Genomic DNA, 15,163 nt, shown 5'->3' with positions numbered 1-15,163 from the left:
TCACATCCGGAAGACGCCGAAGCCACCGCGCGCACCCTCGTAGGGCGCCGTGTGGATGGCGGACAGGCACAGGCCGAGGACGGTACGGGTGTCGCGCGGGTCGATGACGCCGTCGTCGTACAGCCGCCCGGACAGGAACATCGGCAGCGACTCGGACTCGATCTGCTGCTCCACCACGGCCCGCAGCGCGGCGTCCGCGTCCTCGTCGTACGGCCGGCCCTTCGCGGACGCCGACTGCCGGGCCACGATGGACAGGACGCCGGCGAGCTGCTGCGGGCCCATGACGGCGGACTTGGCGCTCGGCCAGGCGAAGAGGAAGCGCGGGTCGTAGGCGCGGCCGCACATGCCGTAGTGCCCGGCCCCGTAGGAGGCGCCCATGAGGACGGACAGGTGGGGCACCTTCGAGTTCGACACGGCGTTGATCATCATCGCGCCGTGTTTGATGATGCCGCCCTGCTCGTACTCCTTGCCGACCATGTAGCCGGTGGTGTTGTGCAGGAACAGCAGCGGGATGTCGCGCTGGTTGGCGAGCTGGATGAACTGGGCGGCCTTCTGGGACTCCTGGCTGAACAGCACGCCCTGGGCGTTCGCCAGGATGCCGACCGGGTAGCCGTGGAGGGTCGCCCAGCCGGTGGCGAGGCTGCTGCCGTAGAGCGGCTTGAACTCGTCGAAGTCGGAGGCGTCGACGATCCGGGCGACGACCTCGCGCGGGTCGAAGGGCGTCCTCAAGTCGCCGGGGACGATGCCGAGCAGCTCCTCCGCGTCGTACTTGGGAGGTGCCGCCGGGCCGGGATCGCGGTACGCCTTGCGGTGGTTGAGGCGGGCGACCACCCGCCGGGCCTGCCGCAGCGCGTCCGGCTCGTCGACGGCGAAGTGGTCCGCGAGGCCCGACACGCGCGCGTGCATCTCGGCACCGCCGAGCGACTCGTCGTCGCTCTCCTCCCCGGTGGCCATCTTCACCAGCGGCGGCCCGCCGAGGAACACCTTCGCCCGCTCCTTGACCATGATCACGTGGTCGGACATGCCGGGCACGTAGGCGCCGCCCGCGGTCGAGTTCCCGAAGACGACGGCCACGGTCGGGATCCCCGCGGCGGACAGCCGGGTCAGGTCGCGGAAGATGGCGCCGCCGGGGATGAAGATCTCCTTCTGGGACGGCAGGTCCGCCCCGCCCGACTCGACCAGGCTGATGCAGGGCAGCCGGTTGGCGAGCGCGATGTCGTTGGCGCGCAGGGCCTTCTTCAGGCTCCACGGATTGCTGGCGCCGCCACGCACGGTCGGGTCGTTGGCGGTGATCAGGCACTCGACGCCCTCGACGACCCCGATACCGGTGACGAGCGAGGCGCCCACCGCGTAGTCGCTGCCGTAGGCCGCCAGCGGGGACAGCTCCAGGAACGGTGTGTCGGGGTCGAGGAGCAGCTCGATGCGCTCGCGGGCGAGCAGCTTGCCCCGCTCGCGGTGCCGGGCGACGTACTTCTCGCCACCGCCCGCGAGGGCCTTCGCGTGTTCGGTGTCGAGGTCGGCGAGCCGGGCGAGCATCGTCTCGCGGTTCGCGCGGTGGGCGGGGCTGTCCGCGTCGAGGGCGGACGCGATGACCGTCACAGGAGAGCCTCCGGAATGTCCAGGTGGCGGGAGCGCAGCCATTCGCCGAGGGCCTTGGCCTGCGGATCGAAGCGGTGCTGGGCGGCGACGCCCTCGCCGAGGATGCCCTCGACGACGAAGTTGAGGGCGCGGAGATTCGGCAGGACGTGCCGGGTGACGGGCAACTCGGCTGTTTCCGGCAGGAGTTCGCGGAACAGGCCGACCGTCAGGGTGGGGGCGAGCCACTGCCAGACGTCGTCCGTCCGGGCCCAGACGCCCACATTGGCGTTCCCGCCCTTGTCACCGCTGCGGGCCCCGGCCACCCGCCCGAGCGGGGCCCTGCGGGTCGGACCCGTCGGCGCGAGCGGCTCGGGCAGGGGCGGTTGCGGTGCTTCGTCCAGTACGAGGGTGTCGTGGGCCGGGGGCACGGGAACCCGGCGCCCGTCGTGGAGGACGGCCACATGGTCGACGGCACCATGGGGGACGTACACATCCTCGAAGACCCCGTAGGGTGCGCCCTTTCCAGGTGGCGCCAGCACATGGAAGCCGGGGTAGCTGGCCAGCGCGAGTTCGACGGCGGCCCCGCTGAGCGTCCGCCCCACCGCCTCCGGGTCCTGGTCCCGCACGACGAGCCGCAGCAGGGCGCTCGCGGTCTCCTCGGTCGGGGCGTCGGGCCGGTCGGTGCGGACGAGGTCCCAACGGGTGTCCGCCGGCGGCGACTTGGCCAGCGCGTCCGTCATCTGGGCGCGCACGAGTGCGGCCTTGTCCTCGATGTCGAGCCCGGTCAGGACGAAGGTGACCTCGTTGCGGAAGCCGCCGAGCCGGTTGCGGCCGACCTTCAGCTCCGGCGGCGGGGCTTCCCCCCGTACGCCCTCGATCCGTACCCGGTCGGGCCCGTCCTGGGTGAGGCGCACGGTGTCGAGGCGGGCGGTGACGTCGGGGCCCGCGTAACGGGCGCCGCCGGTCTCGTAGAGGAGCTGGGCCGTCACCGTGCCGACGTCGACGACTCCGCCCGTGCCGGGGTGCTTGGTGATGACGGCGGTGCCGTCCTCGTGGAGCTCGGCGAGCGGGAAGCCGGGGCGGCGGAGCCGGCGCGGTTCGAGGTCGCCGAAGAACGCGTAGTTGCCGCCGGTGGCCTGGGCCCCGCACTCCAGGACATGCCCGGCGACGACGGCGCCCGCGAGCCGGTCGTACGCGTCGGGCTGCCACCCGAAGTGGGCCGCCGCCGGGCCGCTGACCAGGGCGGCATCGGTGACGCGCCCGGTGATCACCACCTCGGCGCCCGCCCGCAGACAGGCCGCGATGCCGAACCCGCCGAGATAGGCGTGCGCGGCGAGGCTGCCGGGGTGGGCCCGGGTCAGGTCGTCGCCCTCGACGTGGGCGACGCGGACGGGAACGCCGAGCCTGGCCGCCAGGTCCCGGACGGCGTCGGCGAGTCCGGCGGGGTTGAGGCCGCCGGCGTTGGTGACGATCCGTACGCCCCTGTCGTGCGCCAGGCCCAGGCACTCCTCCAGCTGCCGCAGGAAGGTGCGGGCGTAACCGGCGCCGGGGTCCTTCAGCCGGTCGCGGCCCAGGATGAGCATGGTCAGCTCGGCGAGGTAGTCGCCGGTCAGGACGTCCAGCTCGCCGCCGGTGAGCATCTCGCGCATCGCGTCGAAGCGGTCGCCGTAGAACCCGGAGGCGTTGCCGATGCGGAGGGTCACCGGTCGGCTCCCTTCGGCGGGCGGCCGGCGCCGGGCGGGCCCGCGAAGGCCTGGGCGATGTCCAGCCAGCGGTCGGCGTCGTCGCCCGTGGCGCGCAGGGCGAGGTCGGCGCGGTGGGCCCGCTGGGTGACCAGGAGACAGAAGTCGAGGGCGGGGCCGGTGACGCGCTGGGCGGCGTCCTCGGGGCCGTACGCCCACACGTCCCCCGAGGGGCCGGCCAGCTCGACACGGAACGCCTCGGCGGGTGCGGTGAGCCCGTGCACGAGGAACGCGAAGTCCCGGGCCCGCACCCCGATGCGGACCACATGGCGCAGGCGGTCACCATGGGTGCGGACCACGTTCAGCGTGTCCGCGATGTCCTGGCCGTGGGCCCAGGTCTCCATAAGACGGCCGGTGGCCATGGAGGCGGCCGACATGGGTGGGCCGTACCAGGGAAAACGGGCACCGGGCGGGGCCGCGCGCAGGGCCTCGTCCAGCGCGGTACGGCCGGCCCGCCAGCGCACCAGCAGTTCGGCGGGCGAGAGCCGGGCACCCTCCTCGGCCCCCTCGTCGACGAACGACTCCGGCGCGGCGAGCGCCTTCTCGACCAGCGCGCGGAACCCGTCCTCGTCGGTGACGGCGAGCAGCGCGGAGCGGTCGGTCCAGGCGAGATGGGCGATCTGGTGGGCGATGCTCCAGCGGGGCGCGGGGGTCGCGAGCGACCACTGCCCGGAGCTCAGTCCGGCAACGAGCGAGTCGAGTTCCTCGCTCTCCTCGCGCAGGTCGTCGAACACGGGCGTCGGATCGGACACGGTGCGCTCCCTAAGGGCACGGCGGTGTGCGGGGCGATGGGGGGAGCATGGCAGCGAAGCCAGAAACAATCAAGCGTGCTTGCATGAATTTGGCCGCCGGTCGGCCGGGGTTGGCCTCGTGAGCCAGGAGGCGCCGGCCCTCGCCGGGCGGAGGGCGGAGGCGGCTCGGCGGTCGGCCGCGGGTCGGCCTTGCGACGGGACCGGCCGGGACCGTCAGTGGTCCTCCGTCGCCTTCGCCCTGCCCCGGCCCACCTGGGTTCGTACCGCGCCCATGCTGGCCGCGATGACCAGGGCGATCGCGAGAGCCTGGAGGGTGGTGAGGGCCTGGTCCAGGATGAGGAAGCCGGCGGTCGCGGCGATCGCCGGTTCCAGGCTCATGAGGATGGCGAAGGTGGAGGCGGGGAGGCGGCGCAGGGCGAGGAGCTCCAGGGTGTAGGGCAGGACGGAGGACAGCAGTGCCACCGCCGAGCCCAGTGCCAGTGTCGTCGGGTTGAGGAGCTTGGTGCCCGACTCCACGAAGCCCAGCGGCAGGAAGAGCAGCGCCGCCACCGCCATGGCCAGCGCGAGGCCGTCGGCCTGCGGGAAGCGGCGGCCCGTGCGCGCACTGAAGACGATGTACGTCGCCCACATGGCGCCGGCGCCCAGGGCGAAGGCGACACCGATGGGGTCGAGGCCGCTGAAGCCTCCGCCGCCGAGGAGGAAGACACCGGCGAGCGCCAGCCCGGCCCACACCGCGTTGACCGCCCGGCGGGAGGCCAGGACCGAGAGCGCCAGGGGGCCGAGCACCTCCAGGGTGACGGCTGCGCCGAGCGGAATGCGGGCGATCGACTGGTAGAAGAGGCCGTTCATCGCGGCCATCGTGACGCCGAAGACGACGACGGTCCCCCAGTCGGCGCGGGTGTGGCCACGCAGGCGGGGGCGGCAGACCAGCATCAGCACGATCGCCGCCGCCAGCAGTCGCAGGGTCACCACGCCCAGCGCGCCGGCCCGCGGCATCAGCGTCACCGCGAGCGCGCCGCCGAACTGCACCGAGACGCCTCCGGCGAGGACCAGTCCCACCGGGCCGAGGGGTCCCCGGCGCGGCGGCGCCCCGGACGGGGTCGGTGCGAGGTCCGTCGCGGGGGCGGCCATGGGGGTGGTGCTGGGGGTACTCACGGGGCCTTCCGGGTGACTCGGTACGGGTTCGTCCATCTCACTGTACGACTCAGTCCACGGTAATGGACTTCGTCAGGTGTGTGAACCCTTTATGCGACTGTCCTCCGTCCGATGCGACTGTCCTCCGTCCGATGCGACTGTCCTCCGTCCGATGTGACTCCGCCCGACCGATGTGACTCCGCCCGACCGATCTGCCTCCGCCCGCCCGATCCGACTCCCCCCGCCCGGTCAGACTCCGCCCCAAGGGCCCGAAGGCGCCTCGTCACGGAAGAGGGGGCGGCCGTCGGGGAGCCGCGGTCAGTCCTCCCCCAGTCCTTCCGCGAGCACCTCCGCCAGATGCCGCGCCCGCACTCGCGCCAGTTGTTCCAGCTGGGTCCGACAGGAGAAGCCGTCCGCCAGGACCACCGTGCCGTCCGCCGCGCTGCGTACCGAGGGCAGGAGCTGCTCCTCCGCGCAGGTTCTCGACACCTCGAAGTGGCCCTTCCCGAAGCCGAAGTCGCCGGCGAGACCGCAGCAGCCGCCGCTGAGTTCGCCGGTCAGCCCCGCGGCGGCGCGCAGGCGGCGGTCGGGGGCGTCGCCGAGGACCGCGTGCTGGTGGCAGTGGGTCTGGCCGGCCACCGGACGTTCCAGGCGGGGCGGCGTCCAGTCGGGGGCGTGGCGTTGCAGAGCCTCGGCGAAGGTGAGGACCCTGGCGGCCAGGCGGGCCGCGCGCGGGTCGTCGTGCAGCAGTTCCGGCAGGTCCGTGCGGAGGGCGGCCGCGCAACTGGGCTCAAGGACGACGACGGGAGCGGCGGTGTCGAGGACCGGCTCCAGCAGGTCGAGGGTGCGGCGCATGACCGCACGGGCCCGGTCGAGCTGGCCCGTGGAGACGTACGTCAGCCCGCAGCAGACCCGGCCCCGCCCCCGCAGCAGGGACACCGGATCGAGGGCGACCGTCCTGCCGTCGCCCACCGGGGCCCGCTCCAGTCGCACGGTCGGCGGCAGCGCCACGCGCAGCCCGGCCGCCTCCAGGACGCGTACGGCCGCCCGGCCCACGGCGGGCGAGAGGTGCTCGGTGAAGGTGTCCGGCCACAGGACGACCAGGTCACCGGTGTCGGCGGGCGCGGGCTTCCGCCGCTTCCACCACCGGCTGAACGTCTCCGTCGCCAGCCGCGGAATCTGCCGCTCCGGCGCGATCCCGCCCAGCCGTTTCGCCACCCGTGCGAGGGGCCGTACGGAGGCGAGCGCGTTGGCCACCGCCGCCGTGCGGGTGCGTGCCACCGCCCGCAGCCACACCGGCAGCCACCCCATCGCATAGTGGCCGGCCGGCCGGCGCCGGCCGGCGTAGTGGTGGTGCAGGAACTCCGCCTTGTACGTGGCCATGTCGACGCCGACCGGGCAGTCGGAACGGCAGCCCTTGCAGGACAGGCACAGGTCCAGCGCGTCGCGGACCTCCGTGGAGCGCCAGCCGTCGGTCACCAGCTCGCCCGCGAGCATCTCGTGCAGCAGTCGGGCGCGCCCGCGCGTGGAGTGCTCCTCCTCGCCGGTCGCCCGGAAGGACGGGCACATGACGGAGGGGCCGGATGCCGACGCCGTACGGCACTTGGCGACCCCCACGCAGCGGCGGACCGCCGCCGGGAAATCTCCGCCGTCGGCCGGGTAGCCGAAGACGACGTCCACGGGTTCGGACGGCAGGACCGCGAAGCGGAGGTTCGTGTCCAGCGGGGCCGGGCGCACGAGCACGCCCGGGTTGAGCAGGTCGTCCGGGTCCCAGATACCCTTCGCCCGCTCGAACAGCCCCACCAGCTCCCGCCCGTACATCCTCGGCAGCAGCTCCGCCCGCGCCTGCCCGTCCCCGTGCTCCCCCGACAGCGAGCCACCGTGCGCCACCACCAGGTCGGCGAGCTCCTCGGAGAAACGGCGGAAGCGTCCGACGCCGGCGGGTGTCAGCAGGTCGAAGTCGATCCGGACGTGGATGCAGCCGTCCCCGAAGTGCCCGTACGGCGTCCCGCGCAGGCCGTGGGCGCCCATCAGGCCCCTGAAGTCCCGCAGATAGGCGCCCAGTCGGGCCGGCGGAACCGCGCAGTCCTCCCAGCCGGGCCACGCCTCCGAACCGTCGGGCATCCGGGTCGCCGTACCGCTCGCGTCCTCCCGGATGCGCCACAGCACCCGCTGCCCGGCCGGGTCGGTCACCACCCGCGCGTCGAGGACGTCGGCCGCGCGGACGACCGCCTCCGCACGCGCGCGTGCCTCCGCCTCCGTATCGCCGCCCGTCTCCACGAACAGCCAGGCCCCGCCCCTCGGCAGGTCGGCGGTGTCCGGCACCAGATCCGCCGCCATGCCCTCCACCGTGAGCGGCCCCAGCGGCAGCAGCCCGGCCGCGGCCTCGGCGGCCGCGCTCTCGTCGGCGTACGCCAGCACGGCGAGCGCACGCGCGCGGGGAGCCTCGACAAGTCGTACGACCGCTTCCGTCAGCACACCCAGCGTGCCCTCCGAGCCGCAGAAGGAGCGGGCGACGTCGGCGCCCTGCTCGGGCAGCAGGGCGTCCAGCGCATAGCCCGAGATACGGCGGGGCAGTTCGGGAAAGCCGGTCCGCAGCCGCGCCCGCTCGCCCTCCACCAGCTCCCGCAGGCCGCCGGGAGCCCCGGCCCACCCCGGTCCGAGCCGCAGCCGCTGCCCGCGAGCGGTGATCACCGACAGCTCCCGCACGCTGTCCGCCGTGGTCCCCCACGCCACCGAGTGCGAGCCGCACGAGTTGTTGCCGATCATCCCGCCGAGCGTGCAGCGGCTGTGGGTGGAGGGGTCCGGGCCGAACCGCAGCCCGTGCGGGGCGGCAGCCTCCTGGAGCCGGTCGAGGACCAGCCCCGGCTGCACGACCGCCGTCCGCGCCTCGGGGTCGAGCGACACCAGGCGGTTCAGGTGCCGGGTGAAGTCCAGCACCACGCCCGTGCCGGTGGCCTGCCCCGCGATCGACGTCCCCCCGCCACGCGGCACCACCGGCACCCCGTGCGACCGGCACACGTCCAGTACGGCGGCGACGTCGTCGGCGTCCCGGGGGGCGACGACACCGAGCGGGACCCGCCGGTAGTTGGACGCGTCCATGGTGAGCAGGGCGCGGGAGGTGACATCGAACCCGACGTCACCCCGAACGGCCCCGCGCAGCTCGGCCTCGAGATCCGTCATACGTCCAGCAAACCAGGAACGAGGGCCCCGGGGCAGGTACGGGGCCTCGGCCCCCACGGACGCGGCCCCCACGGACGCCGTCCCCGGAGACGCGGCCCCCGAGGACGCCGCCCCAGGAGTCGCGCACGACGGACCGGCGTCTCACCCGACGGACTACGTTTCGACCACGTTTCCCCCAACGGCTACGCTCCCCCCGTGGCTGAGATCCGGATTCCTGCTGACATCAAGCCCGCCGACGGTCGATTCGGCGCTGGCCCCTCCAAGGTGCGGACGGAGGCGCTGGACGCCCTGGCCGCCACCGGAAGCTCCCTCCTCGGCACCTCCCACCGCCAGGCCCCGGTCAAGAACCTGGTCGGCAAGGTGCGCGAGGGCATCAGCGAGCTGTTCCAGCTCCCCGACGGTTACGAGGTCGTCCTCGGCAACGGCGGCTCCACCGCGTTCTGGGACGTCGCGACCCACGGCCTGATCGAGAACAAGTCGCAGCACCTCAGCTTCGGCGAGTTCAGCTCCAAGTTCGCGAAGGCCGCCAAGCTCGCCCCGTGGCTGGCCGAGCCCACCGTGATCGCGTCCGACCCGGGCACGCACCCCGAGCCGTCGGCCGAGGCGGGCGTCGACGTCTACGCCTTCACCCACAATGAGACCTCCACCGGTGTCGCCGCCCCCGTCAAGCGGGTGCCGGGCGCCGACGAGGGCTCCCTCGTCCTCGTGGACGCCACGTCCGGCGCCGGCGGCCTCCCGGTCGACATCGCCGAGACCGACGTCTACTACTTCGCCCCGCAGAAGTCCTTCGCCTCCGACGGCGGCCTGTGGATCGGCGTCTTCTCCCCGGCCGCGATCGAGCGCGCCGAGCGCGTCCACGCGTCCGGCCGCCACGTCCCGGAGTTCTTCAGCCTGCCGACGGCGATCGACAACTCCCGCAAGAACCAGACGTACAACACCCCGGCGCTGGCCACCCTCTTCCTCCTCAACGAGCAGCTGGAGTGGTTCAACGGCCAGGGCGGCCTGGCCTGGTCGACGGCCCGCACGAAGGACTCCTCGACCCGCCTCTACGGCTGGGCGGACGAGTCCAAGTACGCGACCCCGTTCGTCACCGACCCGGCCAAGCGCTCGCAGGTCATCGGCACGATCGACTTCGCCGACGAGATCGACGCCGCCGCCGTCGCGAAGGTGCTGCGCGCCAACGGCGTCGTCGACACCGAGCCCTACCGCAAGCTCGGCCGCAACCAGCTCCGGGTCGCGATGTTCCCGGCGATCGACCCGGCGGACGTCGAGGCCCTGACGAAGTGCGTCGACTACGTCATCGACAAGCTCTGACACCGAGTACCACCGCGCACCCGCGCCGGCGAGGGGGCCCGTGACGGTCACGGGCCCCCTCGCCGTGTCTCACGCGGCCGTGCAGCTCACGCTCGGCACCGCCGCTCCCCCGGGCGCGCCCCCGAAGCCGAGGCTCGTCGAACCGCCCGCCGCGATCGCGCCGTTGTGCGCGGCGTTCGTGGCGGTGACGCTCGCGCCGGTCTGGGTGTACGACGCGTTCCACATGCTGGTGACCTTCTGCGAGCCGCTCCAGGTCCAGGTCACCTTCCAGGAACCGATCGGCGTCGTACCGGTGTTGGTCACCTTCACCTCGGCGTTGAAGCCGCCGCCCCAGTCGCTGCCGACGGTGTAGGCGGCGCTGCACGCGGCCGTACCGCCGCCTCCACCGTCTCCGCCTCCGCCGCCTGTGCCCGTTCCCGGAAAGCCCGGCGCCTTGATGCTCGCCAGGTACCCGTCCTTCACCGTGTCCACGGTCGACCAGTCGTCCTTCAGGATTCCGCCGGTGTCGCCGGAGTTGGGGTTCCAGGACCAGAACGTCCAGTGGAAGCTGTCGCCGCCGTTCGCGGCCGTCGGCCGCAGGTACGTCACCAGCGCGGCCAGCCACTTCTGGTCCACCGCCGACTGGAGTGTCGTACCGAACTCGCCGACCCACACGGGCGCGATGTTCTGCTTGAAGATGTAGCCCCAGTACCTGTCCCACACACCGGGCAGGTTGGCCGGGTACGAGGGATCGCTGAACCAGCTCTGCTGGGCGACGCTGGTCGCGTAGTCGTGGGCGGAGTACACGACCCGGTTCGGCACGTCGAGCTGCACCGGGTACTGGGCGACGCCCATCAGGTTGCCGCCCCACCAGCCGGAGACGCCGTTGACGGTCTGCACGCCCTCGACGAAGACCAGGAGTGCGGAGTTGACCGCCAGGACCGCGTTGCCGGCCCGCTGGGCGGCCAGCCGCCAGTCCGTCGCCTGGTCTCCGCAGCCCCAGCAGGCGGGGTCGTGCGGCTCGTTGTGCAGGTCGATGCCGACGACGGTGTCCTGACCCCGGTAACGGGTCGCGAGGGACTTCAGGTTGGCGATCCACGTCGACTCGGGGACGGCAGAGGTGTACCAGAGCGCGGACTGGCCGCCCGAGTCGGGCCGGTGCCGGTCGAGGATGACCTTCAGGCCGTCCTGGCCGGCGTACGCGACGAGCTTGTCCAGGACCTGGAGCGAGTTCAGGCCCTGCAGGTCGGCGTTCTTGCCGCCGGAGAAGTCGATGCTGTCGGGGACGGTCCCGCTCTTGAAGATGTCGTCGCTGTAGGGCAGGCGGAGGGTGTTGTAGCCCAGCGACCTCATCTGGTCGATCATGCTCTTGTAGTCGCGCGACCAGAGGCCGTGGACGACGTGGTTGCCGGTCTCGAAGCCGAACCAGTTGATCCCGGCGACCCGGACCGGCTGACCGGCCGCGTCCAGGATCTGGCGGCCGCTGGTGTGCCAGTACCCGGCCCCGGCCACCGCTGCCGTGTCCGTGTCCGCGGTGGTGTCGGCGTGTGCCGTCAGGGCGCCGGCCGTCGGTAACAGGAGCGCCGCGGCGGCGGCGCACAGCGCTCTTCGCAGGCTGCGGAACATGTCGCTGCTTCCTCTCGGGAGGGGAGGCGCGGAACCGGAACGCGATGGGAGCGCTCCCATCACACCACGCATCCCCCAGGAAACTGACAGGGCATGACCTCGTCAAGACATCCGGCAGGCACGGTTCCGACCGCCGTCGGCAGGGACGGGCGCGAGGAGGAGCGGCGAGGACGAGCGGCGACGGCGGGCGGCGGAAACGGCCGGCAGGGGCGACCCCCGGCCGAAGACCACCGCCGCGACTCCCGCCCGCGCCGCCCGGATCACCGCGACGCGAAACTCCCGCCCGACCCAACCGGATCACCTCGACGCGAATCTCCCGCCCGACCCGCCCGGATCACCGCCGCCGCGTCAGCCGGCGGAAGCCGAAGATCACGACCGCCGCCACGGCCACGGCGAACGCGCCGACCTTGACGTTGCCGCTCGTACCGCCCCCGTCCCGCCCGCCGGCGGCGGACGAACTCCCCCCGCCCGACGGCGACTTGGAGCTTCCGCCGCCCGGCGCGTCCTCGGCCCCCACCGAGCTGTCGGTGCCCTCGGTGCCGTACATCAGCTTCGTGCCGTCGGCGGAGTACGTGACGGACTCCCCCTGCCCCTGGAGGGGCACGTCGAGCCGCCCCTCGCGCTTGATCTTCCCGCTGTTCCAGTCGTACCAGATCCCGCCGAAGTAGCCGCGTACGGCGAGTTGCTTCCCGTCGGGCGAGACGGCGGCGTCGGTGGCCCACAGGTCGACGGCGGCGACGGGCCTGAAGATGTTCGCGCCGGAGGCGGAGAGGGTCGCCGGGCCCCGGTAGAGGTGCCCGCCGTCCTCGTTCTTGTCGATGATGTAGACGCGTCCGGACCTGGGGTCGACCACGAGGGACTCCGCGTTGCGGGCGCCGTCGGAGTACTTCACGATGTACTGCGTGGCCTTGACCGTCTGGTCACGGAGTTTTCTGGGCTCCGGCAGCCGGTACACCCACACGTAGGGCCAGCTGCCGCCGAGGTTGTCGCCGATGTCACCGACGTAGATCTGGTTGTCCGGCCCGATCGAGATGGCCTCGACGTCACGCGGCGCGCCGATGCCGCTCAGCGTGATCGTGGCGACGGTCTTCCCGGTGGCGCTGTCGACCGCGTAGATGTACGGGCCGTCGTCGCTGTCGTTGTGCGTCCAGTAGATCCCGGGGTGCAGGTGCGAGGCGGCGAGGCCGCTGGACTCGGTGATGTCCGGGTCCTTGATGGTGAACCCCTCGTCACCGTCGGCGGCGGCTGCGGGCACGGCGAGCACGCCGGTGAGGAGACCCGCGGCAAGGAACGCAAGGGAGCGACGCATGGCCCAAGCCTGCCATCCCCGCCTGTGGTTCAGCGGGCGTGTCCGGCCTCACACCCCGCCCCTCCCGCTGATCGTTCATCATGAGCGGATGCTCAGGTTCATGCCCGTCGGCGACTCCATGACGATCGGTAGCGCAGGCGAACACACATGGCGTTACCGGCTGTGGCAGCACCTGCGCGAGACCTACGGCGGCCCGTTCGCCCTCGTCGGCCCCCGCGAGACCCTGCACGACAAGGCGACGGACGCCCCCACCTCGTACGAGTACGCCGACCCCGACTTCCCGCGTGCCCACCTCGCGGGCTGGGGCGAGGGCTGGGGGCACATGGCGCCGCTGATCGGCGAGGCGGTGCGGACCCATCAGGCGGACGTCCTCCTGGTGTCCCTGGGCCTCATCGACCTGGGCTTCTACACGGACGCCGACCAGACCGCGGAGAACGTCCGCGCCTTCGTCGCCGAGGCACGGACCGCCAATCCGCGCGTCCGGATGGTCCTGCTGCCGGTGATCCCGAACGTACGCGCCGAGTCGGAGCCCGCCTTCGCCGCACAGGTGGCCCGCTTCAACGAACTGCTGGCGAAGGCGGTCGCCGACCTGGACGAGCGCCGGTCGCCGCTGCTGCTGGCCTCGCCACCACGGCCGTACGACCTCCACACGCACACCTACGACGGCACCCACCCCAACGCGAGCGGTGAGCACCGGATCGCGGCGACCTTCGCGGACACCCTGCACCAGGCGTGGGATCTGGGCGAGCCCTACGCCCACTAGCGCACGGCCGGCCGTGGCCGACGTGCTTGCATAGAGCGCACTCCAGGCCGTTGGCTTGGGGACCATGAAGTACACGCAGCTCGGACGTACCGGACTCAAGGTCAGCCGACTCGTCCTCGGCACCATGAACTTCGGCCCGCAGACCGACGAAGCCGACAGCCACGCGATCATGGACGCGGCGTTGGGCGCGGGCATCAACTTCTTCGACACAGCCAACGTCTACGGGTGGGGCGAGAACAAGGGCCGCACCGAGGAGATCATCGGCAACTGGTTCGCGAAGGGCGGCGAGCGGCGCGACAAGGTCGTGCTCGCCACCAAGGTCTACGGCAACATGGCCGCGGACGGCGAGGCCTGGCCCAACCACGACAAGCTCTCCGCGCTCAACATCCGGCGGGCGGTCGAGGCGAGCCTGAAGCGGCTGCGGACCGACTACATCGACGTCTACCAGTTCCACCACGTCGACCGCGCCACGCCGTTCGAGGAGATCTGGCAGGCGATCGACACCCTCGTCCAGCAGGGGAAGATCCTCTACGTCGGGTCCTCGAACTTCCCCGGCTACAAGATCGCCCAGGCCAACGAGATCGCGGCCAGGCGCGGCACCGTCGGCCTCGTCAGCGAGCAGTGCCTGTACAACCTCGCCGAGCGCCGCGCCGAGATGGAGGTCATCCCGGCCGCGCAGGAGTACGGCCTCGGGGTCATCCCCTGGTCACCGCTCCAGGGCGGGCTGCTCGGCGGCGTGATCAAGAAGGAGGTCGAGGGCGGTCGCCGCGCTTCCGGCCGGGCCGCCGACACGCTGGCCAACCCCTCCTCGCGCGCCCAGATCCAGGCGTACGAGGACCTGCTGGAGAAGCACGGTCTGGAGCCCGGCGAGGCGGCGCTGGCCTGGCTGCTCACCCGGCCCGGCGTGACCGGCCCGATCGTCGGCCCGCGCACCGCCGGACAGCTGGACTCCGCGCTGCGCGCGGTCGAACTGGAACTGGGCGAGGACCTGCTGAGCGGGCTGGACGAGATCTTCCCGGGCCCGGGGCCCTCGCCGGAGGCCTTCGCCTGGTAGCGCGCAGGGCGCCCCAGGGTGCCCGGGGGCGGGGCGGTGGCGGTTACCTTCCGACCGCCGCCGCCACGGCCACCACGACGAACAACAGCACAAGCGCACCGGCCATGATCCGGTTCCGGGTTTTCGGGTCCACGTACCCGAGACTAACCGGCGGCGCCGAGCGGCCGGCGGGCGACCACCTCGTAGCGGGGCTGCTCCCCCGGCACCCCCGACTTCGGCAGGTTGCTGCGCACCAGCGCCAGGTCCGCCACCGTCCAGGTCCGGCCCGTGAACGCGTCGAGGGCCTCGACGTAAGGACGTACGTCGACCGCCTCCCTGCTGCGGGCCACCGTCAGGTGGGCCTTGTACCGCCGGTGCTCCCCCATCGGCACACCCGCCCTGCGCGCCGCCGCCTCGGCACGGTCGGCCAGCAGCCGCAGGGCCGCTACGTCCCCCTCGGCACCCGCCCACAACGCCTTCCCGTGGCCGAACTGGCCGCCGCCGCGCACGGCGAGCGGAAAGGGCGCGGTCCGGTGCGCGGCCCGCTCCAGGCGTGCCGACAGATCGGGTACGAGGGCGTCGTCGACCTCGCCGTAGAAGGCGAGGGTGTAGTGCCAGCCGGGGCGGCCGGTCCAGCGCAGCTCCCCGGCACCGGGCAGCTTCCGCAACTCGGCCACCAGAGCGGCGAGTTCGCTGGTCACGTCCTCGGGTGGCAGCACGGCGGCGAAGAGTCTCATGGGGTCAGTCTGC

Annotated in this window: 11 protein-coding genes; 3 read left to right on the top strand and 8 right to left on the bottom strand. The window is 72.7% G+C overall.

Going from position 1 to position 15,163, the window contains the following annotated elements; genetic code table 11:
* From OG985_RS25680 to OG985_RS25660, 5 genes are all read right to left on the bottom strand, one after another.
* Positions 1 to 1,599 (bottom strand): acyl-CoA carboxylase subunit beta, encoded by a 1,599-nt coding sequence (locus OG985_RS25680; protein WP_371670687.1) that lies wholly within the window; start codon positions 1,597 to 1,599, stop codon positions 1 to 3.
* Positions 1,596 to 3,281: an acyclic terpene utilization AtuA family protein gene (locus OG985_RS25675; RefSeq protein WP_371670686.1), complete on the bottom strand. Its 1,686-nt coding sequence runs from the start codon at positions 3,279 to 3,281 to the stop codon at positions 1,596 to 1,598. Before OG985_RS25675 ends, OG985_RS25680 begins: the two co-directional genes overlap by 4 nt.
* Positions 3,278 to 4,072 carry a TIGR03084 family metal-binding protein gene (locus OG985_RS25670; protein WP_371670685.1) on the bottom strand — a complete coding sequence of 265 codons (795 nt, stop codon included), beginning with the start codon at positions 4,070 to 4,072 and terminating at the stop codon, positions 3,278 to 3,280. Before OG985_RS25670 ends, OG985_RS25675 begins: the two co-directional genes overlap by 4 nt.
* A gap of 213 nt (positions 4,073 to 4,285) precedes the next feature.
* Positions 4,286 to 5,203 carry a DMT family transporter gene (locus OG985_RS25665; RefSeq protein ID WP_371674491.1) on the bottom strand — a complete coding sequence of 306 codons (918 nt, stop codon included), beginning with the start codon at positions 5,201 to 5,203 and terminating at the stop codon, positions 4,286 to 4,288.
* 321 nt (positions 5,204 to 5,524) lie between these two features.
* Positions 5,525 to 8,389, bottom strand: coding sequence for an FAD-linked oxidase C-terminal domain-containing protein (locus OG985_RS25660; protein ID WP_371670684.1), 2,865 nt, complete (start codon positions 8,387 to 8,389; stop codon positions 5,525 to 5,527).
* A 195-nt stretch (positions 8,390 to 8,584) separates the two neighbouring features.
* On the opposite strand from OG985_RS25660, the gene serC reads away from it, so the two are divergent.
* The gene (serC, locus tag OG985_RS25655; protein WP_371670683.1) at positions 8,585 to 9,703 is read left to right on the top strand and encodes a phosphoserine transaminase; all 1,119 of its coding nucleotides are present in this window, start codon (positions 8,585 to 8,587) and stop codon (positions 9,701 to 9,703) included.
* 69 nt (positions 9,704 to 9,772) lie between these two features.
* On the opposite strand, the gene OG985_RS25650 is transcribed toward serC, so the two are convergent.
* Entirely contained in the window at positions 9,773 to 11,308 is a 1,536-nt protein-coding gene (locus tag OG985_RS25650) for a cellulase family glycosylhydrolase (RefSeq protein WP_371670682.1), read from the bottom strand.
* Between the two features lie 334 nt (positions 11,309 to 11,642).
* The gene (locus OG985_RS25645) at positions 11,643 to 12,617 is read right to left on the bottom strand and encodes a WD40 repeat domain-containing protein (protein WP_371670681.1); all 975 of its coding nucleotides are present in this window, start codon (positions 12,615 to 12,617) and stop codon (positions 11,643 to 11,645) included.
* An 88-nt stretch (positions 12,618 to 12,705) separates the two neighbouring features.
* Here OG985_RS25645 and OG985_RS25640 point away from each other — a divergent pair, with 88 nt between their 5' ends.
* A complete protein-coding gene (locus tag OG985_RS25640; protein ID WP_371670680.1) occupies positions 12,706 to 13,380 on the top strand; it encodes an SGNH/GDSL hydrolase family protein in 675 nt (224 codons plus the stop codon).
* Positions 13,381 to 13,444: 64 nt separating this feature from the next.
* Positions 13,445 to 14,434, top strand: a complete 990-nt coding sequence (locus OG985_RS25635) for an aldo/keto reductase (protein ID WP_371670679.1) — start codon at positions 13,445 to 13,447, stop codon at positions 14,432 to 14,434.
* A 143-nt stretch (positions 14,435 to 14,577) separates the two neighbouring features.
* Here the strand turns inward: OG985_RS25635 and thpR are convergent, their stop codons facing one another.
* Entirely contained in the window at positions 14,578 to 15,150 is a 573-nt protein-coding gene (gene thpR / locus OG985_RS25630) for an RNA 2',3'-cyclic phosphodiesterase (RefSeq protein ID WP_371670678.1), read from the bottom strand.
* Positions 15,151 to 15,163 lie beyond the last annotated feature (13 nt).

It is taken from the genome of Streptomyces sp. NBC_00289, from assembly GCF_041435115.1.
Lineage (GTDB): Bacteria > Actinomycetota > Actinomycetes > Streptomycetales > Streptomycetaceae > Streptomyces.
The sequence above is the reverse complement of the archived record's forward strand: the minus strand, read 5'-3'. Positions and strand labels throughout refer to the sequence as shown.

Coding starts and splice junctions, on each gene's coding strand:
- OG985_RS25665 (WP_371674491.1), bottom strand. CDS start 5,203: ATGGCCGCCCCCGCGACGGACCTCGCACCGACCCCGTCCGGGGCGCCG.
- OG985_RS25635 (WP_371670679.1), top strand. CDS start 13,445: ATGAAGTACACGCAGCTCGGACGTACCGGACTCAAGGTCAGCCGACTC.
- OG985_RS25640 (WP_371670680.1), top strand. CDS start 12,706: ATGCTCAGGTTCATGCCCGTCGGCGACTCCATGACGATCGGTAGCGCA.
- thpR (WP_371670678.1), bottom strand. CDS start 15,150: ATGAGACTCTTCGCCGCCGTGCTGCCACCCGAGGACGTGACCAGCGAA.
- OG985_RS25650 (WP_371670682.1), bottom strand. CDS start 11,308: ATGTTCCGCAGCCTGCGAAGAGCGCTGTGCGCCGCCGCCGCGGCGCTC.
- OG985_RS25660 (WP_371670684.1), bottom strand. CDS start 8,389: ATGACGGATCTCGAGGCCGAGCTGCGCGGGGCCGTTCGGGGTGACGTC.
- OG985_RS25645 (WP_371670681.1), bottom strand. CDS start 12,617: ATGCGTCGCTCCCTTGCGTTCCTTGCCGCGGGTCTCCTCACCGGCGTG.